A 26116-nucleotide genomic window follows, 5' to 3' on the forward strand; every position below is an offset into this window, starting at 1 on the left:
CGCCCAAAAATGGTTGCATCACAATTCACGTATCATGGTGAGCATGAGCACGCTACTTGTTACCCGTAACGAAGACAAATCCGTCACCACCTCTTTTGAGGAAGGGGAATTCCTCGGCGAGGGTGACCTGACCGTTGACGTCTCTTATTCCTCGCTGAACTACAAGGACGCGATGGCGATTACCGGCGATCCCGGCGTCGTCCGCACCAACCCGCTGGTGCCCGGTATCGACGTGGTCGGCACTGTATCCGAGTCCAACGTGCAGCGCCTGCCGGTGGGCACCCTCGTTGCCTCCTTCGGCGATGGCCTTGGCGAATTCCGCCACGGCGGCTACACCCCAAAGCAGCGCGTCAATTCTCGCGCCACCGTTGCCCTGCCAGCAGATTTCACCGCGGAACAGGCCGCTGCCGTCGGTACCGCCGGTTACACCGCGGCGCTGTGCGTTAACTCGCTGCGCGGGCTTCCCGAGGGCCCCGTCCTCGTCACCGGCGCCACCGGCGGCGTCGGCTCCATCGCCGTCAACCTTCTGCGCAATGCCGGCTACGAGGTCCACGCCATGACCGGCCGCCCCGACGATTACGCCAACTACCTCCACGAGCTCGGCGCGCACGAGATCATCGATCGCGCCGAATTCACCGAACCGGGCAAGCCCCTGCAAAAGGCCATCTACGCCGGCGCCGTGGATACCTCCGGCTCCCAGGAGCTGGCAAACGTCTTGGCCCGTACCAAGTGGGGCGGCACCGTTGCCGCTACCGGTATGGCAAGCGGCCCTGACCTGCCCGCCACCGTGATGCCCTTCATCCTGCGCAACGTGCACCTGGCTGGCGTGAACTCCGTCGATGCCCCACTGCACTATCACCAGAATGCTTGGCAGCTCCTCGCCCGCACCTTGGACTTGTCCATCTTGGAGTCCTTGACCAATACCCTTCCACTGGAAGATGCGGTGGAGGAAGCACAATCGCTCATCAACGGCAGCCACCACGGCCGCACGGTGCTGAAGATTTCCTAAGGCCTAAGCCCTTTAGGGCCTACAGCCACAAAGGCACCCCGTCACTCCTGGCGGGGTGCCTTTTCTGTGCGCCGGGGCTCTTGGATCCTAGGCATCGCCCGCCAAGTGCCGCGTGATTTTTCTCGAGATAGACCCCAACTGCCGCAGCTCCTCTTCCGTCAGGACGGAAACCACCTTTTCCTCCACTTTCGCGGTATGACTGTTCAAGGCTGCGGCAAATACTTCCTCACCTATTTTCGTCACTGTGACTTCAATAGCCCGGGGTCCTAGCTCCTCCGCGTGCCGCCTTGAAACCAAATCGCGCCGCTCCATCCGGACAAGCTGTCGGTGCAGCCGCGATTTCTCCCACCCAAGTTCCACAGCCAGCTCATGCGGGCGGGTGCTCTGCCCACGGCGGCGCTGCAGAACGGCCAGCACCGCATAGTCAGCCTCACTCACATTTGCGGCTGCGTGCAGTGCGTTGGCCAACTCCCTATGCAGCTCGCGCTGCATCGCTACAAAGTCCGCCCACGCCGCACTTTCTTCTGGGCGCACAGTTTCCCCCTTTGGCTTTGACTTAAATAGCATTATATACTGCACAGTTGATTACTCAACCGAGAATTGAGTAGAGCGGTTGATCCATCAACCCCCACCATTTATTAGGGCGTGGGATTTGGACTTCCAATCATTCATAATGGCCATATTTTTGCCAATTTAAACCCATATACTTTGCTTTTCATAATCTATTTATTGGTCCTGACGTTTGCTGGATACTATCTATCATTAGGACTTAATAAGTATCTATCGGCCGGATTTCGAGCCGGCTGCGACCCCCGTCGGGTAGGCGGCTGTCTATGATGGCGGACATGGATAAACTTTTTAGCGCCTGCGGATTCGACTTCCTGGACACGGAGGAACTCATCGCGGAGCTTCCCACGGAGCGGACCCTGTGGGACGCACCGGCTTTTGATCAAGTGCTCTACTATGCGGACCCCTCCGGGATCGCCGTCACGGCGATGGAGTACGAGGGGGAGTGGACCGTCTTGCCGTCATTCCGAGGCGGGGAAGACGTGGAGGCAACGCTATATCGCGCCATGCCATTTATTGGCATCCTGGAAATGGAGGATCTCCGGTGGGCGGTGCTTAGCGATGCCCCCTTCACGCTTCCCACCGGCAACCCCGTGGGCGGTGAAAAACTGCGCGGCCGGGTGCGACCCGCAGTCGTTGCGTTGGACTATGAATTAACGGAACCGGCGGAGTTCTCGCTGCAATCCCCAGCGACGGAACGGTTCTATCAAAACTACAAGCCCAGCCTGCTCAACCCGCAGGTCGAGCTAGCTGGCACCGTGAATAATGTCGAGAAAAAGACCAATGAATTTGGGGGAGGGGAGTTCTGGGTAAGCGAAATCGACGGACTCCCGCTCATTGTTGATGCCCCAGTTGAAGCGGGACAGGGAATCCGGGCGCACGGCATCGCGCTATGCGCCACGGAGTACTGGGATTAACCGCCTCGCTGATTGGAGAAGGTAGCTCCTACTGTTGCGGAGCCGCAGGTACCAAGGCTACAAGGCGCTCGAGGTAGTCCTTTACAAACTCGATGGTGCTGGACGGCTCGATCTTTCCGTCTTCACCAATGAGCTGGGGTGAATTGCCCAAGAATACCTCGGGCTGACCGGGCATCGGCATGTCGAAGTAGGACAGTGCTAGGCGCACGTTCTTGTGGGAGGAATACCCACCCATGCGGCCCACGGAGTGGCTAATGATGCCAGCTGGCTTATTCTTCCAGGACACATCGGAATTGGGTTTGGATCCGATATCGATGGCATTTTTTAAGCACGCCGGGATGGTCCGGTTGTTTTCGCTGGTGACGAACAAAATCGCGTCCGCATCCTTAATTGCATTGCGGAAATCGGTGTACGCTTCCGGCGTGGGTTTATCCGCCACGCCAGGATCGTCGTAGTCGAAATCATAGAGCGGGAGGTCACGCAGGTCGTAGCGCTGGCACTCAACGTGCTCGGGGACCAGTTCCATGGCATGGTTGGCGATCTTTTTCGCAATGCTTTCCCGCCGCAGGCTGCCGACGAGTACAAGAAGTTTCATGATATGTGTCCTTTCGTGTGGAGACTTAGTGGTTTTAGAAATCCCAGTCGGCATCGGAGGTCTCTACAGCTTTGCCGATGATATAAGAGGACCCCGAACCCGAAAAGAAATCGTGGTTTTCATCCGAACCTGGCGTGAGTGCCGCGAGGATTTTTGGGTTGACCTGACATTCCTCGTACGGGAAGAGGTTGGGATAGCCCAAATTCATCAAGGCTTTATTGGCGTTGTAGCGCACGAACGTCGCGACATCATCCATAAGCCCGTACGGTTCATAGAGCTCGCCGGAATAGCGCATCTCCAGGTCATAGAGCTCGCGCACCAAGTCAAAGGTAAATTCCCGCATGTCCTCGCGGCGAGCTTCCGTGGCGTGATCCAATCCCCGCTGGAACTTATATCCGGAGTAGTAGCCGTGGACCGCCTTATCCCGCAGGATGAGCCTGATCATGTCTGCCGTATTGGTCAGCTTTCCGTGCACGCTAAAGTGCAGCGGAAGATAGAAGCCGGCGTAAAGCAGCAAGGAGGACAAGAGGGTCGAGGCAACCTTGCGCTTTAGTGGGTCATCGCCATAGTAATGCACCATGACACTGGTCGCGCGCTGTTGCAGCACTGGGTTATCCACGGCCCACGCATAGGATTTCTCAATCTCTTCGGTGCTGGCCAGGGTAGAAAAGATTGAGGAATAGCTCCGCGCGTGTACCGCCTGCATGAAGGCGATATTGGTATAAACGGCCTCCTCATGCTCAGTCCGGGCATCTTGAATCTGGCTGATTTCTCCCACGGTGGCCTGCACGGTATCCAGTAGCGTCAGGCCGGTAAAAACGCGAATGGTGAGATCGCGTTCGGCTGGATCCATGCGCGACCAGTCATTGCGGTCATTGGAGAGCGGGACCTTTTCCGGCAACCAGAAATTCGAGGTCAGGCGGTTCCACACCTCCAGGTCCTTGTCATCCCAGATGCGATTCCAATTCACCGGGCGTAACGGGGTGGAAGCATCGTGGCGAAAATGCGGCGGGGTTTGGGATCGCTCAATGAGCTCTTGATATTTCATCGATGTTTTCTCGTTTCTTTTTCTTAGGCGTCCTTAGACATCAGGGAATGGACGCGTGTGCGGTGGACTCGTGTGCGGTGGGGTAGAGGTGGTGCGCAAAGAAGTCCTGCAAACCCTCCCGTACGCGGGCAACATCGCGGTCAGTACCGAGCAGCTCAAAGCGGTAGAGCTCTGGCACCCCGCACTTTCGGGCGATTTGTGGCCCAGCGCAGCAAAAGGCCTCGCCAAAATTGGTATTTCCTGAGGTAATGACGCCGCGCAAGAGTGCACGGTTTTCCGGAACGTTGAGGAATTGGCGCACCTGCACCGGAATTGCCGCCTTGATATTGCCGCCGCCGTAGGTGGGGACGATGAGCACAAAAGGCTCGGTGACATAGAGCATTCCTTCACGCTTCGGACGCAGAGGGATGCGTGCCGCTGGAAACCCCAGCTTGTGGACGAAACGGTGGGTATTTTCACTGACCGAAGAAAAATACACAAGATTAGCGGCGGTATTAATGCCGCAGGGTGGCGTCGAGGCTTTAGTCATCTCGCTCCTTAGTGGCTGCGCCGAAGCGCACTTTCTGCTACAACTACAGATCTAACGTACTTTTAACTACGTCGCAACTAACCACTATTGACATGCGCAAATACCCCTCCCTTCAGAAGGGAAGGGGCAGGAAAGTTATATGCGCACCCACACGGCGCGGGCTGCCTGGGAGCTCAGGGAGAAAGCCGCGGCATCTTCATTCTGGGCATGCTCGTTCTGGTTGCCCTCTACGCGCACGGCCATTCCGCCGGAATACGGCTGGCTGCCTTGCACGCTCACGGCAGCGCCGATGGTCAGGTTATTCTCGCTAAAAAAGCGCAGCAGATCGGCGTCCACATCACTAATGCGATCGACTATGCCCGCCTCACCGGGCTCCAGATCGCTGAGTTTGCGCAGATCCCCTGGCTCGGATGCCGGGGTCGCGGCATAGTCCGCGGGGTAGCCGCCCGCGGCGCTGGGGATGGGGTCTCCATGCGGATCGCGGCGCGGAAATCCCAGCTCAGCGTCTATGCGCTCTAGGAAGAAATCGGAGACGCAGTGCTCCAATTGCTCGGCTTCCGCGTGGACCTGGTCCCAGCGGTAGTGCAGGGATTCCACCAGGAAGGTTTCGATGAGGCGGTGCCGCCGCACCATGGCGAGGGCAAAGGCACGCCCCTCGGTACTCAGCCCGATGGCGCCATACGGCATATGGGTGACGAGGCCCTTTTTCTCGAGCCTCCGCACCGCATCAGACGCGCTGGAGAGCCGTACGCCTATGTGCTGGGCGAGCATCTTTACCGTCACGGGGTCGTCGTGCCATTCGCCCAGCTTAAACAGGGCCTTGAGGTAGTCCTGATTGGATGGCGAAAGGCCCGAGACGTCCACGCTCATTGGTTACTTAACCACCAGGTTCACCATCCGGCCGGGAACGTAGATCTTCTTCACCACGTTCTTGCCGGAGGTAAGGTCAGCCACCTTGGCATCGGCAAAAGCAGCCTCGAATACGGTGTCTTGGTCAGCATCGACCGCGACGTTGATGCGGGACTTAACCTTGCCGTTGATCTGGACTGGCACCTGAATCTCATCATCTACCAGGTATTTCTCCTCAAAAGAGGGGAGTGGCTCGTAGGTGATGGTCTCATCGTGGCCAAAGCGCTGCCACAGTTCCTCCGCAATGTGCGGGGCGATGGGAGAGACCAGCTGCGCGATGGGCTCCACCGCCGCGCGCGGAGCCTCGGTGCGGTAGGTCTTGGTCAGATAGTTGACGTACTCGATGAGCTTGGCCACGACCGTGTTCAGGCGCAGGTTCTCGTAATCATCGCGCACGCCAGCAATGGTGCGGTGCAGCTGTTTTAGGTCATCCTGGGTGAGCTCGGCATCGGTAGTAGCCAATTCACCGGTGTCCTCATTGATGGCCAGGCGCCACAGGCGCTGCAGGAAGCGCTGCGAACCGACGACGTCCTTGGTCGCCCACGGGCGGGAGGTATCCAACGGACCCATGGACATTTCGTACACGCGCAGGGTATCGGCACCGAAGTCGCGGCAGATATCATCCGGGGCCACGGCGTTTTTCAGGGACTTGCCCATCTTGCCGTACTCCTGGTTGACCTCCTCGCCGTTGTAGTAGAACTTGCCGTCCTTTTCCTCTACCTCTGCGGCAGGGACATACACACCGCGGGAATCGGTGTAGGCGTAGGCCTGAATATAGCCCTGGTTGTACAGGCGGCGATACGGCTCCTGCGAGCTGACAAAGCCCAGGTCAAAAAGCGCCTTGTGCCAGAAGCGGGCGTAGAGCAGGTGCAACACGGCGTGCTCGACGCCGCCGACGTACAGATCTACACCGCCCGGATCGTTCGCACCGTGCTCATCTGGGCGCGGGCCGGTCCAGTAGCGCTCGTTTTCAATATCGCAGAAGGCCTCGCTATTGCGGGGATCGATATAGCGCAGCTGGTACCAGGAAGAACCCGCCCACTGGGGCATAACGTTGGTATCGCGGTAGTAGGTCTGCGGGCCATCGCCCAAGTCCAGCTCTACCTCTACCCAGTCGCGGACCTTGGCCAACGGCGGCTGTGGCTCCGAGTCCTTATCTTCTGGATCGAAGGAGGCCGGCTTGTAGTCTTCCACCTCGGGCAGCTCAACCGGCAGCATCGACTCTGGCAACGGGTGGGCCATGCCATCCTTGTCATAGACGATGGGGAAGGGCTCGCCCCAGTAGCGCTGGCGAGCGAAGAGCCAGTCGCGCAGCTTGTACTGAATCTTGCCGCGACCGGAGCCGTCCTTTTCCAGCCATTCGATGGCCTGGGCGATGGCCTCCGCCTTATTCAGGCCATTGAGATCCAGGCCCCTATCGTTGGCGGAGTTCACCAATGCGCCGTCCTCGGTCCAGGCTTCTTCTTCGATATTGCCGCCGGAGACAACCTCCGTAATCGGCAGCCCAAAGGCCTGGGCAAACGCATAGTCACGCGTATCGTGCGCGGGCACCGCCATAATGGCGCCGGTACCGTAGCCGGTCAACACGTAGTCCGCGATGAAAATCGGGATCTGCTTGCCATTGACCGGATTGGTGGCATAGGTGCCCAGGAATACACCGGTCTTTTCCTTATTTTCCTGGCGCTCCAGGTCCGACTTCGCCGCGATATCCGCGCGGTAGGACTCGACGGCTTCCTTCGGGTCATCGTTGCCGTAGGTCCAGCGCTCGTCCACGTCATCGTCGTAAGGGATGGGGGACAAGAGGGCATCGACAAGCTCATGCTCCGGCGCCAAAACCACGTACTCCGCGCCAAAGAGCGTATCTGGGCGCGTGGTAAACACGTCGATGCCGTAGCCTTCCGCGGGGAAAGTTACCTCCGCGCCGCGGGAACGGCCAATCCAATTGCGCTGCATGGACTTAACCTTCTCCGGCCAATCCAGCAGCTCCAGATCATCGAGCAAACGATCCGAATACGCGGTAATGCGCATCATCCACTGGGACAGGTTCTTGCGGAAGACCGGGAAGTTGCCGCGCTCAGACTTGCCCTCCGCGGTGACTTCCTCGTTGGCCAAGACGGTACCCAAGCCCGGGCACCAATTCACCGTGGAATTGGACAGGTAGACCAGGCGGAACTCATCGACTGCCTGGGCTTTTTCCTGCGGGGACAAATCCTCGTAGTAGCGCCCGTCCTTGGTGGTGCGCTTATTGGCCTCTAATTCCTTGATGAGCTCAGCAATGGGGCGAGCCTTTTGCTGCTCTTCATCGAACCAGGAGTTATAAATCTGCAGGAAGATCCACTGGGTCCACTTAAAGAACTCAGGATCCGTGGATTCCACCGAGCGCCGCGGATCGTGGCCCAAGCCCAGCATGCCCAGCTGGCGGCGCATGTTGTCGATATTGGCCATCGTGGTGGTCCGCGGGTGCGTACCGGTCTGGATGGCGTACTGCTCGGCCGGCAAGCCGAAGGCATCGTAGCCCATGGTGTGCAGCACGTTCTTGCCCAGCATGCGGTTATAGCGGGCATAGGTATCGGTGGCGATATAACCAAACGGGTGCCCCACGTGCAGGCCCGCACCGGAAGGGTAGGGGAACATGTCCTGCACGTTGAGCTTTTCCTTGGGCAGCTCGCCCGCACCCGTGGCTAGCGAACCGACTGGGTTCGGCGCGTTAAAGGTCTCGTGGTCCTTCCAATACTGCTGCCAAGTCTTTTCGATCTGGTTCGCCAGCTCAGGGGTGTAGCGGTACGACGTGGAATCGCTCGGTTTAGTCATAAACACACAGTGTAATAGCCCCAACCCGGCGCGGGGTAGGCAGAGGTGGGTTTTGCTTCACTAATTCGGCGCCGTACCGGTAGCCAGGCGAAATTCCTTGACACGACTCCTGCGGTGAGTGCGGGGGAGTGGGGCAAAGAGTAAGGCGCGCTACGGGATGTTCCGGCAGTGTTTAGGAACTATTAACGCGCAGTTCCTTTCGTGGTTGAATCGCGCCTTTATCTTCAACTCAAGGCTTTGCACCCAGCCATGTCTGGGTGATTTCTCTCTTGTTTGCAGGGCCACCATCTCTTCGTCTCTCACCTCCATAAAAAACAATTCATGCGCACTTCTCTCCGCATTGGCGCCGCTGCCGTAGCCACGACCGTAGCTACCGCTGGCGCAATTGCTCCAGCCACCGCCGCCGAATCCCAGGGCCCAAAGAACATCATCTACATGATTGGTGATGGCATGGGCTACGGCCACGTGGCGTTTAATAACCTCTACGAAACCGGCCAGTCCAAGTACCTGGTCGATGGCGCATTTAGCGCCGAAGGACCAGAAGAACTCGATGGCGAATCCGTGCAGCGCTTCGAAGACTTCAACCGCCTGTCCATGACCACTTACCCAAATAACTCTTCCTATGACCCACAAAAGGCGTGGGCAACCCACGAGTACGTGGATAAGGGATACACCGATTCCTCTGCCGCCGGCACCGCCATGTTCACCGGCGTGAAGACCGATAACGGCAAGCTGGGCGTGAACGATTACGGCCACGAGCAGGAAAACACCTCCGAGCGCGCCAAGAAGGCCGGAAAGTCCGCCGGCGTGGTCTCCTCCGTGCCGTTTAGCCACGCCACCCCGGCTGCCTGGGCGGCACACAACATTTCCCGCGGTAACTACCTGGAGATTGCGGATGAGATGTTCAACTCTGATCTCGATGTCATCATGGGTGCCGGCCACCCGTTCTACGACGATGACAATAAGAAGAAGGATGAGGCCAAGTACAAGTACCTATCTGAAGAGGTCTACAACAAGCTATCGTCCGGCGAGTCCGACTGGAACTACGCAGAAACCAAGGAGCAATTTGAGGCTTTGGCCCAAGGCGATGTCGCCGCGGGGGAGAAGTACTTCGGCCTGGCCCCTGTGGCCTCTACCTTGCAGCAGGGGCGCACCGGCGAGTCCGCGGAACCTTTTGACATTCCCTTCAACGAAGTCGTGGATCTTCCCACCATGACCACCGGCGCCCTCAACGCACTGGGCCAAAATGACGAGGGCTTCCACGTCATGATCGAAGGCGGTGCCATCGACTGGAGCGGCCACGGCAACGAATCCGCCCGCGATATCGAAGAGGTACAGGACTTCAATAAGTCCGTCGATGCCGCCATCGACTGGGTAGAAGAAAACTCCTCCTGGGACGAGACCCTGCTGGTCGTTACCGCTGACCACGAAACGGGATACCTCTCCGGCGCCAATGAGCGCTCAGACGGCAAGTTCAACTCCATGAATGGTGGCGGTGGCAACACCCTGCCCTCTGGTCACCAGTGGTACTCCACGCAGCACACCAATCAGCTCGTCCCATTCTTCTTCAAGGGTGCTGGCTCTGAGGCCCTTCGCGCGAAGGCCACCCACACCGACCCCGTGCGCGGTGACTACATCGATAACACCACCTTGGCCAAGCTCACCTTGAATGAATGGTGGATAAAGCATGATGACCAGGGCGGAAACGAGCAGGCAGACGATTCTGCATCCGATCAGCCCCGGCAACAATGACAACGGCGGTGACGGCTCCTCCAAGAGCGGGCTCCTCGCCGGCATCGCGGGTGCCGGTATCGCCTCTCTAGCCATCGGGGCCATTGCCTTCTTGGCGCAAAGCTGGGCATCATCACCATCAACCCGAATGCTTGGCGGAACTTCTTCCACTAGTCCACGCGATCAATCGCGCGCAAAGGCTTTCATCACCCTCGGTGGTGAAAGCCTTCTTTTTGCCCCCTGCCTGCAGAATCCACATCTTTTCAAAAATGATCTAGGCTGGTGTAAATGAGCCAGGAGAAGTTTCGTAGCCAGCTATCATCTTTTCTAGACGCGGCGGTTTTTCAGGGGGTTCCGCATCTTCACCTCGCGCCGGATACCGATACTTTAGAGCTTTACCTGCCAGCCGTGAGCGCGGCCTATGAACCGGAAGACCCCCAATGGACCGTGACCACGCAGTTGCTGGATGGCACGGAGGTCAGCCGCAAGTTTTATTACGTCGCCAGTGAGGAACCTGGCCTGTGGGTGTCCATGCCGCAGGCCTTTACCCACCTTGCCGTAACGTTTGCGGAACAAACGCTGGAGTTTGCGGGTATTGCCAATGGCGGCCTGCTGCTCGATTCCGCGCACCGGCCCGTCGATAGCACGCAGCCCATCCCGCAGGGCGCGTATACCTTCATCGCGCCGAACGGCACGCAGCTAACACCTGCCCCGGAGAACCAGCCGCGCCCGCATGGCGCGTGGGAAGGCTGGTCCATCCTTGAGGTAGCGGCAGAAGATTCCTTCTCCATCGCTGTGCCGCGCCAAGACAAGGCCACCATCACCGTTGCGGAGAGCGCGGATTTTTCCTGGGATATGGCGGTCAAGTCCCTGCCCAACGCGCGCGGGCTGGACGGCGAGCTGGTGTACACGAAATCCCCGCGCCTCTTGGTCAATACCCCACTTCACCTGCAGCTGACCTATGTCCCCATCGGTGGGGAAGAAGAAGAAATCTTAGAAGATGAGCTGCCGGAGGGAATCCATGAAGTCCTACCCGGTGACGTCTTCGAAGACCCTTGGGTGGGCCGGTATCGCTTTAGCCTGTACAAGGGCGAGGAGCTTGTCGATGTCCACTATCTCAACTTTGCCGAAACCCTCCACATGCGCTCCAAGAACGAGGGGCCCCGCGGCACCAACTTCCGCTTCATCGACGCCCTGGGTAACCTCTCGCCGTTTAGCTATGCCTTGGCCTCGTCCCCCGATAAGCCCATTCACATGGAGAAGGGCCAACGCGTATTTGGCGAAGACGAATCGGTGCGCGAGGAAACCATCAGCAGCGAGGCCGGCTACGAGCTGACCTTTGAGGTCATTCCGGCGACCATCCGCACGCGCGTGAAGCGCACCGCGGCCGAGCCCGTGGATTATATGGATAAGCAGGTCATCCTGGCGGATCAGCTGGATGCGGATGCGCTGTTTACGGTGCACTCGCCGGAGCCGCTACCCCTGTCGAAATTCGTGGTCATTGATAAGAACCAGAAGATCCGGGATCTTGTGACCGCCAATGGTTCGACGGAGGCGACGACCACGCTCTCCGTGCCGAATCGCGCCCTCAAGGCCGCGCTGACCAAGAAGTCCTCGCTGGAGCTCTACCTCCTGTGGTCCACACTGTCCTATGAGGAGTATTTGGAGGGCCTGCCGGATAAGGAGCGCGCGGCGCACCTCAAGCGCAGCATGGACCGCCGCGTGATGGAATACGAGGCAACCGCGGCAAACGATCTGATCTATGCCGCCATCGCCACGGTGCGCAAGGCGCCGCTGGTCGCCCGCGCCACCATCGAAGATGGCATCTTGATACCCGAGCAAACCCACGAAGAAGAAGTGGAGCTTTTGGCCTGGGCGTGGCCGCTTGGCAACCCCGCCAGCGAGCCGCTGCCCTTGGAGCCGGTGGAGGAGGGCTTCGAGCTACCGGAGGAATTGCACGAGGCTGGCGATCTCATCGTGGACTTCCGCGAGGATGAACCGGCCAGCGATCTCGCCGCCCCGCAGTACCCACCGGCAAGCTCGCTTATCATCTTCCACGACGGCGAGAGCGAGAATACCGCCGGCACGTGGGAGAACTATGCCGCCCTGCGCCGCCTCGCTCCCAAGGCCAAGGAGACCTTCGAGGGCGTTATCAAGAACATCGAGGCCGATCCGCGCGCCAGCCTTGATGCGCTCATGCAGGTGGACTTCGAGCGCGGCCAGCGCATGCGCGCGTTGGTGCGCACGGGCCTGATTACCCGTTCCTTTAGTAGCGATGGGAAAGAGGCCGCGGAACCTTCTTCCGTGCTCACCGCGCTTGCCGATGCCAACCAGGCCCACGTGGAACACTCCGGTTCCCCCTCGCTGTGGCGGACGGCCACCACGGGAGTAGACGATGTCACCCGCCCTATGCTGCTCATGAGCGCCACCGGCGAGGCCCCAACGCCCGCTACTGACAGCGCGCAGCTGTGCGATGACGCCCACCGCATCGCCGCGCTGCGCGAATGCTTCGATAACGACTTGGCGCTGACCCGCCTGGGGACCATGTCCAACCTGCGCACTACCGCGCTGCAATTGCGGGTGACGCTGCAGCAATTGGGCGTAGATAAGTCGGTATTGCACACGCTGCTCGCCCTGGACGCCTTTGGGGATGGAAACACTGATCTTGGCGGCTCTGCCTGGATGCCGTTTATTTCTTATGTCTTTGCCATCGCCGCACGTGGGGTGGCCAATGGGAAGCTGACGGATGCGGCCGTGGCCTCCGCGCTAGATAATGCCCTCCCGCAGCTCGCGGAGGCGGTCTCGCTGGCTCCTGAGCTGTTTTACCGGGATATTCTCACTGCGGAGGCCCTTACCCGCGACTACAGTGACTGATATGCAGGTTATTTCCACCAACGTCGCCGTACGCAGGCCGGATCCGAGCGGGAGGCATGAGTTTTCGGGCATCGACAAGCGCCCGCAAGACTTCATCGATATTTCCGCACCTGGCCCCAATTACGGCGATGGCTCTGGCGTGCGCGGCGATTCTATCGGCGATAGCGAGCACCACGGTGGAAGTGACAAAGCGGTCTATGCCTATGCCCGCGAGGAACTGGATTATTGGGAGGATTCGCTGGGCCGCACGCTGGATTCAGGGGCCTTTGGGGAAAACCTCACTACGCGCGGCATTGATCTCTCTGCGCTGCTTATCAACCAACGCCTCCACATCGGCACGACCACGCTCGAGGTCTCCGTACCCCGCCAGCCATGCGCAACCTTTTCCGGCTGGGTCCAGGAAAAGGGCTGGCTCAAGCGGTGGACCGCGCGCGGCGATTGCGGCGTGTACTTCCGCGTCATTTCGCCCGGGCGCATTTCTGCTGGAGATGCCATCACCTGCGGCCCCGCTCCCGCGCACGATATCACCATGCGCATGGCTTTTGCGGCCAAGATGGGGGACCGGGCACTGGCTCGGCGCGTGGTCGATGCCAAGTGCTTGCCGCCCCAGCACGCAAAAAAGCTCCGGGTATAAACCCGGAGCCAAATACCTGTGCCGCTTTAGGCCGCCTGCGCGCCCTCTGCGGCGCTGATAACGGGCGCCTTCGCCTTGGGGTAGCGGCCGTGCACCATGTAGTAGTACACCGCCGCGACGACGATGAGGCCGGCGAGGATGAGGTACATCGTATCGAAGCCAGTGGCACTCACGATGGGGCCAAGCCCGAAGGGGGCGAGGCCGATGCCGAAGTCCATCAAGAGGAACATCGTGGAGATGCCCGCGCCTATCTGTGCGGCCGATACAGAGCGCACCGAGATGGCCTGGCAGGCGGGGCTTAGCGTGCCGTATCCCATGCCCGTAAATGCACCCGCGACCACGAGCATGACGTCATTGCTGGGAAAGCCCATGATGATAAGGGCGATGGCGAAGGACACCAGGCCCAGGTACATGACCGAATTATCGCCTTTGTGGTCCTGGATGCGGCCCAAGAAGAAGCGCATGATGAGCATGACTACGGCGTAGCCGATGAAAAAGAGGCCGGCGCCGGTGGCCAGGTCCTCTTCGCGCGCATAGGCGTTGAGATAGGTGACCACGCCGGAGTAGGCGATGCCCACCAGGAGCATGAAAATACCAATGGGCACCACGTTGGGGTGCACGGCATTGCGCAGCTTGAAAGCGGGCTTTTCTTCATCGAGCTCCGCCGGGTAGCGCAATACGAGCGCCAGCACGAGGGAGACGATATTGGATCCCAGGGCGACCCCAAAGAGGGTGTTGTAGCCAATATTATTGGCCAAGAACAAGCCCACTGCCGGGCCAAAGGCGGTGGCAAGTGTAGTGCCGAGGGCGAAGTAGCCGGTGCCCTCCGCGCGGCGCTGTTGGGGGATGACGGACTGCGCAACGGCCATGAGCGCCGTAGAGGTCAACGCATAGCCTGCGCCGTGAAGCAGCCGCACGAGGATGAGGACGGCCACGTTATGGACCACGAAATAGCCCACCGTCACGATACTGACAAAAGCCAGCGAGGTCAGGGCGGCGCGCTTTTGCCCCACGCGGTCCACCAACCAGCCAGAGAAGATGCGCATGAACGTCGCACCCAAAACAAAGGCGCTAGAGGCAAAGCCGCTGACGGTATCGGAGGCCCCGAAGCTTTCGACGGCATACAGGGCCATGGTCGTTACCGTTAAGTAGAAGACAAGAAACTGGCCAAAATTAGCCACCCACGCCAACAGGAACGTGGGTGTAACCAATGGCGGCTGAGCCGCTGAATTCGTTGTTGACAAGACTCACTCCAATTAAAAATAAAAAATCCTCCCAACCGCGCACGGCCCCAAAAGGGCCGCGTGCGGGGAGAAGGAAAGCAATCACAATTATGCGGGGAGTGAGTATACGCCGCTGGCACTTAAATGTTTAATCAAACACGGTTATAAGCGCGCTCTAAACAGTGATTGCGTTGCCGATTGAAGGCCTAAGCGTTGGCATAAGGGTCGCGGATGCCCAGGTACTGCACGGAGGTGTATTCCTCGATACCTTCCGCGCCACCCTCGCGGCCCATTCCGGATTGCTTGACGCCACCGAAGGGGGCAGCGGCGTTAGAGATAACGCCGGCGTTGAAGCCCATCAGGCCGAACTCTAGGCCATCGGCGATGCGCCACAGGCGGTCGGAATTCTCGGTAAAGACGTAAGACGCCAAACCGTACTCGGTATCGTTGGCGATCTCGAGCGCTTCTTCCTCGGTGCTGAAGGCGATAATCGGGGCGACTGGGCCGAAGATCTCTTCCTGGGCGACGCGTGTTTCACGTGAAACATTGGTAATCACTGTTGGCTCGTAGAAGTAGCCGGCGCCATCCCCGCGCTTACCGCCGGTGGCGATGGTAGCGCCCTTTTCTGCAGCATCGTCCACCAGTGCCGCAATGCTCTCCAAAGCCTTGGACTCGACGAGCGGACCGCAGGTAACACCTTCGTCCATGCCATTGCCCAAATTGAGCTTCTCGAATTCCGCAACGAGCTTCTCGGAGAACTCCTCGGCAACAGACTCGTGGACCAAGAAGCGGTTAGCCGCGGTGCAGGCCTCGCCAATATTGCGCATCTTGGCGCCCATCGCACCCTGGACTGCTTGGTCAATATCTGCGTCCTCAAAGACAATGAATGGGGCATTGCCGCCCAGTTCCATGGAGGTACGCAGCACATTATCGGCCGCGCCCTTCAAAAGGGTCCGACCCACTGGGGTAGAACCAGTGAAGGAAAGCTTGCGCAAGCGGTCATCGGCAAGCAATGGCTCCGAAATTGCAGATGCAGACTTACCGGCAACGACGTTAAGCACGCCCTTTGGAAGCCCAGCATCGATCATGGTCTGCGCAAAGTACTGCGCAGTCAGGGGAGTCAGCTTGGCCGGCTTGAGCACCATCGTGCAGCCTGCTGCCACCGCGGGAGCGACCTTGCGGGTAGCCATGGCCAACGGGAAGTTCCACGGGGTGATCAAGAGGCAGGGACCCACCGGCTTGCGGCGAGTGATCATCCGCAGCGTGCCTTCTGGAACGGTCGCGGCGCGACCGTAATCGCGCACCGTTTCCTCACTGAACCAACGCAGGAACTCGCCGCCATAAGTGACCTCACCCTTAGCTTCCGCGAAGGGCTTACCCATCTCTAGTGTCATCAGTGCTGCGAATTCATCCGCCCGCTCCTGTACTAGATCGAATGCTCGGCGCAGAATCTCCGCGCGCTCGCGCGGTGTGGTGCGTGCCCATTCATCCTGCACGGCACAGGCAGCGTCGAGGGCAGCAATCGCATCATCCGAGTTTGCGGAAGACAGCGTCGCCAGCGTCTCGCCCGTCGCTGGGTTTTCTACGTCAAAAGTCTCACCGGAGGTGGAATCGCGCCACTCACCACCGATAAGCAATTGGGTGGGAACCTTTGCAATTACCTCTTCGATATTAATACTCACTTATCGTCACCTTTCTTGAAGATATAGACCTGCACCACATTACCCTTAACGGACGCGAAGACCACTTATTAGATACCGATTGAATATTTTTCACTTGTTTCTTCCGCGCTATAGAAATTTAGGCTAGGCTAGTGCCCATGAAGAAAATGACTACTCGTTGGTGGTGGCGCGCGTAACTCGCGGGCCTTTCTTCGCAACCCATTTTTAGGCTCGCATTCTGCGGGCCTTTCGGCGTTTTCAGTGCCTTTGCTCGCGGATACCTCGGGTCCCTCGCACTCCGTTCCTCAGTTACTCCTGAAAGGGCACTGCAATGACATACACCGCCACCCGCGATATTGCCTATTGCCGGGATGCCTCAGCGCTATTTCATAGCTTGGCGCGATCGAGCGATTCCTTATTATTGGAAAGCGCTGATATTGAAACCAAGAAGAGCCTCACGTGCTTGGCCGTGCTTGATGCCGCGGCAAAAGTCACCTGCACCGGCCAGCGGGTTCGCGTCCTGGCGCTCAGCCCAGCGGGGGAGCAGCTCATCACCATGCTGCAATCGCGCTTTACAGACCGGATTGTTTCACGTGAAACCACGGAAATTGTTTTTGAGTTCTCGCCCTCCAACGAGTCCGATGAACGGCAACGGCTCCTAGATGAATCGACGGCGGATATCCTCCGCGCGCTGCAGCGCGATGATTCCTATTCCTCGCCCCTATTGCCCTTCGTCGCCGGCGGGTTTGCCTATGACTATTTGGCCACTTTTGAAAACTTACCTGAGGTAGGCGAGGGGCCCAATAAGTTTCCCGATTATGAATTCCTCGTCGCCCAAACCGTCCTCGCGGTGGACCACCTAACGCAGACGGCGCACGTAGAGGGCTGGGATATCGACCGAGCCCGCTTGGAAGACACGCTCGATGCGCTCGCCGGGACACCCGTGGCCGAGGTAAAGAATCCAGCGCCCAACCAGCCCGCGGGAACCTTGACTGCAACCGCGGATATTGACGATGCCGCGTTTTGCGAACAGGTAACGCGGCTCAAGGGCAATATTGATTCCGGCGATATTTACCAAGTTGTCCCCGCCCGCGCATTCACCGTGGACTGCCCCGATGCCTTCGCGGCCTACCGCCAGCTCCGTGAGACCAATCCTTCGCCGTATATGTTCTATCTCCGGGGAGAAGATTACGAGCTTTTCGGCGCATCACCGGAGTCCAATTTGAAGTTTGACCCAGAGACGCGGCAGGTTGAGCTCTATCCCATTGCCGGAACCAGACCCCGCGGGCTCAACCCGGACGGCACCATCAATGATGAATTAGATATTCGCAACGAACTCGAAATGCGCACGGACACCAAGGAGCTAGCCGAGCACACCATGCTGGTAGATCTCGCCCGCAATGATCTCGCCCGCGTAGCAGAACCCGGCACGCGGCGGGTAGCAGACTTGCTCCAAGTAGACCGCTACTCGCGGGTCATGCACTTGGTCTCCCGCGTGACCGCCACCTTGCACAAAGACTTCGATGCCCTCGATGCCTACCGCGCCTGCATGAACATGGGAACGTTGACCGGCGCGCCCAAGCTACGCGCCAGCGAGCTCATCCGCCAAGCCGAACACAAACGCCGTGGCTCCTACGGCGGCGCAGTGGGGTACCTGCGCGGCGATGGCGCCATGGATACCTGCATTGTCATTCGCTCCGCCTTCGTGCACCGCAGTACGGCTGCTGTTCAAGCCGGTGCCGGGGTGGTGCACGATTCCGTCCCGCAATCCGAAGCCGATGAAACCCTGCACAAGGCCTATGCCGTTCTCCACGCCATTGCCCTCGCGCACAACGCCACCCTGGAGGTACAGCGATGAATTCGCCGCATGTGGTTCTGCTCGATAACCACGATTCCTTTGTCTATAACCTCGTCGACACCCTCGCCGGCTACCGCACCACCGTCTACCGCAACAGCGTCTCCGTCGCGGAGGTGCTCGCAGCCGAGCCCGATATTATTGTGCTTTCCCCGGGCCCTGGGCATCCGCGCGATGCTGGCTGCATGATGGAGCTTATCGATGCCACCTTGGGCACCATCCCCATCCTCGGCGTCTGCCTAGGTTTCCAGGCGCTACTGGAATACCACGGGGGCGGGGTAGGGCCCTGCGGGCCGGTGCACGGTAAGTCCATGCCCATGACGCTTACCGATGCCGGCACCGCCCACCCAGTCTTCGCCGGCCTAGCCACCGATGCCGACCCCGCCCAGCCCGGCGTCCCCGGTACCCAGGTCCCGGTGGCGCGGTATCACTCCTTGGGGTGCACGCAGGTGCCGGCCGGCATGCGGGTGCTCGCGGAGACGAAGGCGGGTATCGGCACCATCGCGATGGCGGCCGAAACGGACGATGGCATGGCGCTGGGGATGCAATTCCACCCAGAGTCGATTCTTTCTCCTCGTGGCCCAGACATGCTGAACCGTTGCATTCACCGACTATCCACTCACCCCACTATGGAGCTAAAAGACTAATGACGAACCAGAGCCCGCTGAAAACACTGCAAGCCTTCCTGGATAATCCCGCGCCCACCGTGGAGGAGGCCACCGAGGTCTTCACCCCAGTTGCCGTGGGCGATTACGACGATATTCAAATCTCCGCGCTGCTTACACATATCCGCACCCGCGGCGAGACCCTCGCGGATATTACGGGCGCCGCCAAGGCGTTCCTGAAAGTTGGCCACCCATTTCCCATTACCGGAAAGGGACTCATGGACTCCGCGGGGACGGGCGGCGATGGCGCGAATACCATCAATATCACGACAGCCGCCTCCTTAGTCGCCGCCGCTGGGGGAGTGAGGATGGTCAAGCACGGCAATCGATCCGTCTCCTCCAAGTCCGGTTCTGCCGACGTGCTTGAGGCACTGAATATTCCGCTGGACCTCGACGTGGATCGCGCCGTCCGGCAGTTCGAAGCCTCCAACTTCACCTTCCTCTTTGCTCCGGCCTACAACCCGGCCGTGGCCCACGTGCAACCGGTGCGCAAGGCGCTCGGGGTCTCCACCATTTTCAATACCTTGGGGCCCTTGCTCTCCCCGGGCCGCCCCGAGCTTCAGATCATGGGCATCGCCAACCCAGCACAAGGCCCCATGATCGCGGAAGTTTTCCGGGAGCTGGGGCGCACACGGGCGCTCGTCGTCCACGGTGCGGGTACCGATGAAATCGCTACCCACGGCACCACACAGGTCTGGGAACTAAAGGACGGCGAAATTTCGCACTATGAGCTAACGCCGGAGGCGCTGGGCATCGCCAAGCATGAGCTCAGTGAGCTCGCCGGCGGCGACGGACAAGATAATGCCGAGCACGTGCGCGCCATCTTTAATGGCTCGGGTAAGCCGGCGCACTATGATGCGGTCGCGGCATCGGCTGGAGCGATGTTTTATCTGGGTGGCACCGCGGCAACGATTGCGGAGGGCGTCGCGCACGCCAAGGGGCTCATCGATAGCGGGGACGTGGACCGCTGGCTGCGCACCCACGAGGAAGCCGAATACTAAAGAAACCACACTAGGGATAAGAAATGACAGAAGAGAAACTGCCGACGGTGCTCGAGGGGATTGTGGCTCAGCGCCGCACAAACCTTGCCGGCATTCGCGAACGCATCGCGCACGTAGACGTAGACAGGCTTGAGCCGTCCCGTTGTTCGCTTTTTGCCGCGCTCAATGGCACTAACCGCTTCATCATGGAGTGCAAATCTGCGTCGCCATCCCTCGGAATGATTCGCGAGGATTACCGCCCCGGCGATATCGCGCGCATCTATTCCCGCTATGCGGATGCAATTTCCGTACTGTGCGAGCCCGAGCGGTTCGGCGGGGATTACGATCACCTCCAGACCGTGGCCCAGTCCACACACCTGCCGGTATTGTGCAAGGATTTCATCGTCGATCCGATTCAGGTTTATGCCGCGCGCTACTACGGCGCGGATGCAATTTTGCTCATGATGTCCATCGTGGATGATGAGACCTTTGCGCAGCTGAAGGCTTTGGCAGATAAGTTAGGGCTCGACGTTCTCACTGAAGCCATCACCAAGGAAGAGGTGGACCGCGCCCTGTCCTTCGGGGTGGAGATCATCGGTATTAATAACCGCAACCTCCATGACTTGAGCATCGATCTCTCCCGCACCGAGCAACTCGCCGGGTACGTGCCTGACAATAAAGTGGTCGTTTCCGAATCCGGCATTCGCGATAACCACACCGTCCGACGTTTAGGCGCCCACGCCAACGCCTTCCTCGTCGGCTCCCAACTGACCTCCCACAAGGACATCGACCGCGCCGCCCGGGATCTGCTCTTCGGTGCGAATAAGGTCTGCGGACTCACCGCCGCCTCCACCGCCCAAGCCGCCCGCGCCTCCGGTGCCCGCTACGGAGGGCTCATCTTCGCCCCAGATTCCCCGCGAAATGTTTCACGTGAAACCGCCGAGGAAATCATCGCCGCCGAACCCGACTTGGATTTCGTAGCAGTGAGCCGCAGCGACGACCCCGCCGAATTGCGAGAGATAGCGGCAACCCGTGGGCTGTCCGGAATTCAGTTGCACGCCCCATTCCAAGGCAGCGTGGATGGAGAGCTAGCTTTCATCGACCGTACCCGCGCGGCCCTCGCGGACACCGACGCAGAATTAGTCTGGCGGGCCATCGATATGACCAACCCCCAGTGGGTAGAAATGGCGCCGCAGCTTGCCGGACGGGTTGACCGCCTCGTGCTCGACTCGGGTAGGGGAGGGACCGGACGCAGCTTTGATTGGTCAGAAATCCCGGACGACATCAAAGCCCACAGCTTGTTGGCCGGTGGCCTCAACCTCGACAACCTGGATGGCGCGCTCCAAGTGGGAACAGCGGGGCTCGACCTGAACTCGGGATTAGAAACACACCCCGGGGACAAAGACGCCGCCCTGATTTCTCAAGCCTTCCGCACCATCCGATTATTCAATGAACCTGACAAGAAAGATTAACCATGCCCGATTCACGTGAAACACTCCTTCCCGCATACTTCGGGGAATTCGGCGGACAATACGTTCCGGAATCCCTCATCCCCGCATTGGATCAATTGGAGCAGGCTTTTGTCGATGCCCAGAATGATCCCAGCTTCCGCGAAGAACTCGCCGGATTGCTGCGCGATTACCTAGGCCGTCCGACCCCCGTCACCGAGGTTAAGAAGCTCGGCGGCAATGCGCGGATTTTCTTGAAGCGCGAGGACCTCGTCCACGGCGGGGCCCATAAGACGAACCAGGTGCTTGGCCAAGCCCTTTTGGCTAAGCGCATGGGCAAGAAGCGAATCATCGCCGAGACCGGCGCGGGCCAGCACGGCACGGCGACCGCTTTGGCCTGTGCGCTGCTCGATCTCGAGTGTGTGGTCTACATGGGCGCCAAGGATGTCCAGCGCCAGCAACCCAACGTCTTCCGCATGGAACTCATGGGCGCAAAGGTCATCCCCGTCGATACCGGCTCCGGGACGTTGAAGGATGCCGTCAACGAGGCGCTGCGCGATTGGACCGCTACTTTCCATGAATCGCACTACCTACTCGGCACCGCCGCCGGCCCACACCCATTTCCCACGATTGTGCGTGAATTCCACCGCGTCATCTCCACCGAGGCCAAGGCGCAGCTCCTCGAGAAGACGGGCAGCCTGCCCGATCTCGTCGTCGCCTGTGTGGGCGGCGGTTCCAACGCAATCGGCATGTTCGCAGATTTCATCGACGAAGAAGAAGTGGAATTGGTAGGTGCTGAGCCAGGCGGCGCGGGCCTCGATTCCGGGGAACACGGTGCCACCATTAACAACGGCACCGTGGGCATCCTCCACGGCGCGCGCAGTTACCTCATGCGCAATTCTGACGGCCAGGTGGAAGAATCCTATTCCATTTCCGCCGGCTTGGATTACCCCGGCGTGGGCCCACAGCACGCGCACCTGCACGCCACCGGTCGCGCTAAATATGTGGGGATCACAGATGCAGAGGCTCTACAGGCCTTCCAACTGTTGTCCAAAAAGGAGGGCATCATTCCCGCCCTCGAATCCTCCCACGCCCTGGCCTATGCACTGAAGCGCAAGGACGAGGACATCACCATCCTCGTATCACTTTCCGGCCGGGGCGATAAGGACATCGACCATGTCCGCCACACCCTGGATTCCCAGCCCGAACTGCAACTCAAGGAGAACTAATCATGGGCAGCCGTTACGATAAACTTTTTGCCGCGTTGAGTGAGAAGAAGGAAGGCGCGTTTGTACCTTTCATCATGCTGGACGATCCAACTCCTGAGGCTAGCCTGGATATCATCCGCACCGCAGTCGTCGCCGGGGCGGACGCCCTGGAGCTCGGCGTCCCCTTCTCCGATCCAGTGGCGGATGGCCCAACCATCCAGGCCTCCCATATCCGCGCCCTCGATGGGGGAGCAACCCTTGATAGTGCTTTGGAGCAGGTGCGGACGATTCGCACGGAGTTCCCTGATCTGCCCATCGGCATGTTGATCTATGGCAACGTTGCCTTCGCCCGCGGGGTGGAGCAATTCTATGCGGAGTTCGCGGAAGCTGGTGCCGATAGCATTTTGCTTCCCGATGTCCCCGTGCGCGAAGGCGCCCCTTTCATTGCCGCGGCAAAGGAAGCTGAAATCGACCCCATCTTCATCGCACCCGCGCGGGCCGCTGAACGCACGCTTGCCGGCGTCGCCAAGCATTCACAGGGATATATTTACGCGATCTCCCGCGATGGCGTGACGGGAACCGAGAAAGAATCTGAGACCACTGGCCTCGATGAGGTGGTTGCCAGCATTCAGCGCTTCGATGGTCCACCGGTGCTGCTCGGTTTCGGTATTTCTTCGCCACAGCACGTCGCCGAAGCCATCGCTGCAAACGCTGCGGGCGCCATTACCGGCTCCGCCATTACCAAGATTATCGACCGCCATGTTTCACGTGAAACCGGTGCCGCCGGGACGATCAATGATGCGAATGCCTTGCATGCGGAGCTGACCGAATTCATCGCCGGGATGAAGGAAGCGACCAAGAAATAGGGCGCGTCCGAACGGTGGCGCCACAAAAAGCCCCCTGGCTTCCTCCCAAATTTGTTGGGTGGGGAAGCCAGGGGGCTCAATTGTTTCACGTGAAACTAGGCCGCAGTCTCTGCCTCTTCTTCATTGAGAGTATCGACCTTATCGCGGGCAAACTTATCAACGACCATCGCGATGGCACCATCGCCAGTAACGTTTGCCGCGGTACCAACGGAATCGATCGCGATATAAGCGGCGATCATCAACGCCACCATTCCGTCATCAAAGCCCATCATGTCCGCCAATAGACCAACGGCCACCATAACGGCACCACCCGGCACACCTGGTGCGGCGATCATCATGATTCCCAACAGGAAGATAAAGCCTAGGCCGGTACCAGTGCTGATATCCATATTGGCCATAAAGACAATGGCGAATGCGTAAAGCGTCAGCTTCATCATAGAGCCGGACAGGTGGATCGTCGCGCACAGCGGGATCACGAAGCTCGCGACCGGCTTCGAAATGCCGTTGCGCAAGCTGGACTCCAGGGAGACCGGAATGGTTGCCGCAGAAGAAGACGTGCCCAATGCCGTGAAGTAAGCCGGAAGCATATTCCGCAGCGCCTTAAAAGGGTTCTTCCCTGCGATTGCACCGGCAACCACGTACTGGAGCACGAGGTACACCAGCGTCATAACCACTGCCAGGATCAGTACCTTCGCGAAGGCAGAGAGGACATCTCCAATATTGCCATTCATACCCAGGCCAAGGAACATGCCGAAAATGTAGAACGGCAAAATGGGAATGACGAATCCCCAAATGACCTTAACCACCACATTTTCCAGTTCCTTAGTGACGGTGTAGAGCGTATCGGACTTCACCGTCGTCATAGCGACACCAATGCAGAAGGAGAGCAATAGCGCCGTCATCACCTCAAACGGTGGTGCCATCTCCACCTCGAAATAAGGGGAGAGGGAGCCTTCGTCCACGTCCGACACGTTGGTTACTAGGGTTTGGCCCGCCAACATCGAGGGATAGAGCCACTGTGCCAAGCCATAGGCAATCAACCCCGCAAGAATGGTGGAGCCATAGGCGATGCCCGCCGTAGCCCCCAACCATTTTCCAGCGCCCTTGCCTAGACCGGCGATCGCCGGGGCGACAAGGGCAAAAATCAAGACAGGAATGAAGAAATTGAGGAAGTTACCAAATAGCCCGTTAAACGTGGCAAAGGCTCGACCGAACCATTCGGGCGCAAAAAGGCTAACGACGATGCCAAGCACGATGGCGAGAACGATGCGGAAAAGGAGAGAGTCCGCTATTTTCTTGAGATTCATGCAATCACAATCAGGTTAGGTGTTCCCAGTCCGAGAACGCACGTGGGTGCGGTCCAGCGGAAGGAGAAACAACGTGGTGCAGGTGCAAAACCGAGCGAATATCTATCGATCGATCCAAATTGAATATTACCCGAGCCGCCTTATATTTAAGACACAAGCCCCGTAGCTTAATTTCCAATATGGTGTTGCAGGATTAAACTAAGGATATGGTCGCAGTGGGAATCATATTTTTAGTCCTTGCCGTTTTCCTTATCGCGGTGGGCGCACTCGCCGCCACCAAGCGGTTGCCAGGCAATAAATACATCGGCTTGCGTTTACAAGAAATCCGAAAGTCGCGAGAAGCGTGGGATAATGCCCACGCGGTCGCCGGTCCCTTCTGGGCCCTAGGCGGAGTATCGCTGCTTTTCGGTGGCGTCGTAGCTTTCCGCGCGGAGGGTTGGATGTGGCTCATTCCGGTCACCACTTTCGTCATCGCGATCCTCGCGCTTTCCGTCGGTTCGAACCTTGGATCGCGCGCAGCATTTCTTTACGAGCAAGCACATGCCGGCGAAGATGGTTGTGGCGATAGCTGCAACTGTGGCTCCGGCGGCTGCGGTGGGGAAGAGGCCGCCACTGACTCCGCCACCCAACCCGAGGTTGATCTGGGCGCACTCCGCCAGGCCGCCCGACACTCTGATAATTAAATAATAAGCTTTCGCGTTCCTTTTCTCCCTCCCTTTCCTGTCCGGCAATCGCCACACACAGGGACAGGGGAGGGAGATTTTTTATGACACAGTGACGTTATTGTTCTAAACGAGCAATCATGCTCGTTTCGTCACAACTAAAATAAAAACCCAATTCGGTTATAACATCCATATTGGTTTTTAGCTATAGTGGTTCCACTCCACTAAATGCAATTCCTGTGGAAACTCATAGAACTCACATAAAGGTTCCGCACAGTGCCACTCAGCCGCTACACCTAACACAGGCAAGGGTAGACAATGGGTGGCATGAAGAAAACAACAGCTCTCGCCGCAATCGCCGTGTCCACTTTTAGCATCGGTTCTTATGTCGCCGACTCCCAACGCGTCAATCCGGAATCACAAGCCGCAGGAAGGGAGGGCCCGCATCCCATTGTTAATGACCTAGGCCTCGATTCCGGCACCTATGAACTCACACCTACCGAGTCTGGTTCCGTCGCCACCTGGAACGGTAACTTTTCCTAATTGTATGTTTCACGTGAAACCTGCACCTGATACTTCCACATTATGATTTCCGCACAAGTATTACTACCCGCCGA

General features: G+C 58.9%; 22 protein-coding genes. 13 read left to right on the forward strand and 9 right to left on the reverse strand.

Annotation, left to right across the window (positions count from 1 at the left end; translation table 11 throughout):
- Positions 1–34: 34 nt before the first annotated feature.
- The gene (locus ABRP66_RS07790; RefSeq protein ID WP_349838540.1) at positions 35–1009 is read left to right on the forward strand and encodes an MDR family oxidoreductase; all 975 of its coding nucleotides are present in this window, start codon (positions 35–37) and stop codon (positions 1007–1009) included.
- 87 nt (positions 1010–1096) lie between these two features.
- On the opposite strand, the gene ABRP66_RS07795 is transcribed toward ABRP66_RS07790, so the two are convergent.
- Positions 1097–1543 carry a MarR family winged helix-turn-helix transcriptional regulator gene (locus tag ABRP66_RS07795; protein ID WP_284783149.1) on the reverse strand — a complete coding sequence of 149 codons (447 nt, stop codon included), beginning with the start codon at positions 1541–1543 and terminating at the stop codon, positions 1097–1099.
- Between the two features lie 311 nt (positions 1544–1854).
- On the opposite strand from ABRP66_RS07795, the gene ABRP66_RS07800 reads away from it, so the two are divergent.
- A complete protein-coding gene (locus ABRP66_RS07800; protein ID WP_284783148.1) occupies positions 1855–2493 on the forward strand; it encodes a hypothetical protein in 639 nt (212 codons plus the stop codon).
- A 28-nt stretch (positions 2494–2521) separates the two neighbouring features.
- Here ABRP66_RS07800 and ABRP66_RS07805 read toward each other — a convergent pair whose 3' ends face one another.
- From ABRP66_RS07805 to leuS, 5 genes are all read right to left on the reverse strand, one after another.
- On the reverse strand, positions 2522–3088 hold the full coding sequence (locus ABRP66_RS07805) for an NADPH-dependent FMN reductase (protein WP_284770818.1): 567 nt from the start codon (positions 3086–3088) through the stop codon (positions 2522–2524).
- A gap of 34 nt (positions 3089–3122) precedes the next feature.
- The gene (gene nrdF / locus ABRP66_RS07810) at positions 3123–4136 is read right to left on the reverse strand and encodes a class 1b ribonucleoside-diphosphate reductase subunit beta (protein WP_284770817.1); all 1014 of its coding nucleotides are present in this window, start codon (positions 4134–4136) and stop codon (positions 3123–3125) included.
- A 40-nt stretch (positions 4137–4176) separates the two neighbouring features.
- Positions 4177–4665, reverse strand: a complete 489-nt coding sequence (nrdI, locus tag ABRP66_RS07815; protein ID WP_284770816.1) for a class Ib ribonucleoside-diphosphate reductase assembly flavoprotein NrdI — start codon at positions 4663–4665, stop codon at positions 4177–4179.
- Between the two features lie 135 nt (positions 4666–4800).
- Positions 4801–5535, reverse strand: coding sequence for a metal-dependent transcriptional regulator (locus tag ABRP66_RS07820; protein ID WP_349838541.1), 735 nt, complete (start codon positions 5533–5535; stop codon positions 4801–4803).
- Between the two features lie 3 nt (positions 5536–5538).
- Positions 5539–8385: a leucine--tRNA ligase gene (gene leuS / locus ABRP66_RS07825; protein ID WP_284853898.1), complete on the reverse strand. Its 2847-nt coding sequence runs from the start codon at positions 8383–8385 to the stop codon at positions 5539–5541.
- A 321-nt stretch (positions 8386–8706) separates the two neighbouring features.
- Between leuS and ABRP66_RS07830 the strand changes: the two genes are divergently transcribed.
- The 3 genes from ABRP66_RS07830 (at position 8707) to ABRP66_RS07840 (ending at position 13624) form a co-directional block, all read left to right on the forward strand.
- The gene (locus tag ABRP66_RS07830; protein WP_284785343.1) at positions 8707–10137 is read left to right on the forward strand and encodes an alkaline phosphatase; all 1431 of its coding nucleotides are present in this window, start codon (positions 8707–8709) and stop codon (positions 10135–10137) included.
- Between the two features lie 267 nt (positions 10138–10404).
- On the forward strand, positions 10405–12990 hold the full coding sequence (locus ABRP66_RS07835) for a hypothetical protein (RefSeq protein WP_349838542.1): 2586 nt from the start codon (positions 10405–10407) through the stop codon (positions 12988–12990).
- Position 12991: 1 nt separating this feature from the next.
- Positions 12992–13624 carry an MOSC domain-containing protein gene (locus ABRP66_RS07840; protein WP_284783142.1) on the forward strand — a complete coding sequence of 211 codons (633 nt, stop codon included), beginning with the start codon at positions 12992–12994 and terminating at the stop codon, positions 13622–13624.
- Positions 13625–13650: 26 nt separating this feature from the next.
- Here the strand turns inward: ABRP66_RS07840 and ABRP66_RS07845 are convergent, their stop codons facing one another.
- Together ABRP66_RS07845 and ABRP66_RS07850 are read right to left on the reverse strand one after the other, a co-directional pair.
- A complete protein-coding gene (locus ABRP66_RS07845) occupies positions 13651–14814 on the reverse strand; it encodes an MFS transporter (protein ID WP_284783176.1) in 1164 nt (387 codons plus the stop codon).
- 239 nt (positions 14815–15053) lie between these two features.
- Complete coding sequence (locus ABRP66_RS07850) at positions 15054–16529, reverse strand: NAD-dependent succinate-semialdehyde dehydrogenase (RefSeq protein WP_349838543.1); 1476 nt, start codon at positions 16527–16529, stop codon at positions 15054–15056.
- A 310-nt stretch (positions 16530–16839) separates the two neighbouring features.
- Here ABRP66_RS07850 and ABRP66_RS07855 point away from each other — a divergent pair, with 310 nt between their 5' ends.
- From ABRP66_RS07855 to trpA, 6 genes are read left to right on the forward strand one after another with little or no spacing between them, the layout of a single operon-like run.
- Complete coding sequence (locus ABRP66_RS07855; protein ID WP_284852478.1) at positions 16840–18366, forward strand: anthranilate synthase component 1; 1527 nt, start codon at positions 16840–16842, stop codon at positions 18364–18366.
- Positions 18363–19010 (forward strand): anthranilate synthase component II, encoded by a 648-nt coding sequence (locus ABRP66_RS07860; RefSeq protein WP_284783140.1) that lies wholly within the window; start codon positions 18363–18365, stop codon positions 19008–19010. Before ABRP66_RS07855 ends, ABRP66_RS07860 begins: the two co-directional genes overlap by 4 nt.
- Positions 19010–20029, forward strand: coding sequence for an anthranilate phosphoribosyltransferase (gene trpD / locus ABRP66_RS07865; RefSeq protein WP_284770807.1), 1020 nt, complete (start codon positions 19010–19012; stop codon positions 20027–20029). Before ABRP66_RS07860 ends, trpD begins: the two co-directional genes overlap by 1 nt.
- Before the next feature lie 23 nt (positions 20030–20052).
- On the forward strand, positions 20053–21480 hold the full coding sequence (gene trpCF / locus ABRP66_RS07870) for a bifunctional indole-3-glycerol-phosphate synthase TrpC/phosphoribosylanthranilate isomerase TrpF (protein ID WP_284770806.1): 1428 nt from the start codon (positions 20053–20055) through the stop codon (positions 21478–21480).
- A 2-nt stretch (positions 21481–21482) separates the two neighbouring features.
- Positions 21483–22685 (forward strand): tryptophan synthase subunit beta, encoded by a 1203-nt coding sequence (gene trpB, locus ABRP66_RS07875; RefSeq protein ID WP_284783135.1) that lies wholly within the window; start codon positions 21483–21485, stop codon positions 22683–22685.
- Positions 22686–22687: 2 nt separating this feature from the next.
- Positions 22688–23530 (forward strand): tryptophan synthase subunit alpha, encoded by an 843-nt coding sequence (gene trpA / locus ABRP66_RS07880; protein ID WP_284783133.1) that lies wholly within the window; start codon positions 22688–22690, stop codon positions 23528–23530.
- 95 nt (positions 23531–23625) lie between these two features.
- Here the strand turns inward: trpA and ABRP66_RS07885 are convergent, their stop codons facing one another.
- Positions 23626–24837: a dicarboxylate/amino acid:cation symporter gene (locus ABRP66_RS07885; RefSeq protein ID WP_349838544.1), complete on the reverse strand. Its 1212-nt coding sequence runs from the start codon at positions 24835–24837 to the stop codon at positions 23626–23628.
- 206 nt (positions 24838–25043) lie between these two features.
- Between ABRP66_RS07885 and ABRP66_RS07890 the strand changes: the two genes are divergently transcribed.
- Positions 25044–25520: an SdpI family protein gene (locus ABRP66_RS07890; RefSeq protein ID WP_284770802.1), complete on the forward strand. Its 477-nt coding sequence runs from the start codon at positions 25044–25046 to the stop codon at positions 25518–25520.
- 306 nt (positions 25521–25826) lie between these two features.
- Positions 25827–26042, forward strand: coding sequence for a catechol 1,2-dioxygenase (locus ABRP66_RS07895; RefSeq protein WP_284770801.1), 216 nt, complete (start codon positions 25827–25829; stop codon positions 26040–26042).
- Positions 26043–26116: the final 74 nt, after the last annotated feature.

The sequence above is a fragment of the Corynebacterium sp. KPL2680 genome (assembly GCF_040225675.1).
GTDB lineage: Bacteria > Actinomycetota > Actinomycetes > Mycobacteriales > Mycobacteriaceae > Corynebacterium > Corynebacterium rhinophilum.

Excerpts from the sequence above, each read along its gene's own strand:
- ABRP66_RS07790 (WP_349838540.1), top strand. The coding sequence starts at position 35 with ATGGTGAGCATGAGCACGCTACTTGTTACCCGTAACGAAGACAAATCC.
- ABRP66_RS07800 (WP_284783148.1), top strand. The coding sequence starts at position 1,855 with ATGGATAAACTTTTTAGCGCCTGCGGATTCGACTTCCTGGACACGGAG.
- ABRP66_RS07805 (WP_284770818.1), bottom strand. The coding sequence starts at position 3,088 with ATGAAACTTCTTGTACTCGTCGGCAGCCTGCGGCGGGAAAGCATTGCG.
- nrdF (WP_284770817.1), bottom strand. The coding sequence starts at position 4,136 with ATGAAATATCAAGAGCTCATTGAGCGATCCCAAACCCCGCCGCATTTT.
- nrdI (WP_284770816.1), bottom strand. The coding sequence starts at position 4,665 with ATGACTAAAGCCTCGACGCCACCCTGCGGCATTAATACCGCCGCTAAT.
- ABRP66_RS07820 (WP_349838541.1), bottom strand. The coding sequence starts at position 5,535 with ATGAGCGTGGACGTCTCGGGCCTTTCGCCATCCAATCAGGACTACCTC.
- leuS (WP_284853898.1), bottom strand. The coding sequence starts at position 8,385 with ATGACTAAACCGAGCGATTCCACGTCGTACCGCTACACCCCTGAGCTG.
- ABRP66_RS07830 (WP_284785343.1), top strand. The coding sequence starts at position 8,707 with ATGCGCACTTCTCTCCGCATTGGCGCCGCTGCCGTAGCCACGACCGTA.
- ABRP66_RS07835 (WP_349838542.1), top strand. The coding sequence starts at position 10,405 with ATGAGCCAGGAGAAGTTTCGTAGCCAGCTATCATCTTTTCTAGACGCG.
- ABRP66_RS07840 (WP_284783142.1), top strand. The coding sequence starts at position 12,992 with ATGCAGGTTATTTCCACCAACGTCGCCGTACGCAGGCCGGATCCGAGC.
- ABRP66_RS07855 (WP_284852478.1), top strand. The coding sequence starts at position 16,840 with ATGACATACACCGCCACCCGCGATATTGCCTATTGCCGGGATGCCTCA.
- ABRP66_RS07860 (WP_284783140.1), top strand. The coding sequence starts at position 18,363 with ATGAATTCGCCGCATGTGGTTCTGCTCGATAACCACGATTCCTTTGTC.
- trpD (WP_284770807.1), top strand. The coding sequence starts at position 19,010 with ATGACGAACCAGAGCCCGCTGAAAACACTGCAAGCCTTCCTGGATAAT.
- trpCF (WP_284770806.1), top strand. The coding sequence starts at position 20,053 with ATGACAGAAGAGAAACTGCCGACGGTGCTCGAGGGGATTGTGGCTCAG.
- trpB (WP_284783135.1), top strand. The coding sequence starts at position 21,483 with ATGCCCGATTCACGTGAAACACTCCTTCCCGCATACTTCGGGGAATTC.
- trpA (WP_284783133.1), top strand. The coding sequence starts at position 22,688 with ATGGGCAGCCGTTACGATAAACTTTTTGCCGCGTTGAGTGAGAAGAAG.
- ABRP66_RS07885 (WP_349838544.1), bottom strand. The coding sequence starts at position 24,837 with ATGAATCTCAAGAAAATAGCGGACTCTCTCCTTTTCCGCATCGTTCTC.
- ABRP66_RS07890 (WP_284770802.1), top strand. The coding sequence starts at position 25,044 with ATGGTCGCAGTGGGAATCATATTTTTAGTCCTTGCCGTTTTCCTTATC.
- ABRP66_RS07895 (WP_284770801.1), top strand. The coding sequence starts at position 25,827 with ATGAAGAAAACAACAGCTCTCGCCGCAATCGCCGTGTCCACTTTTAGC.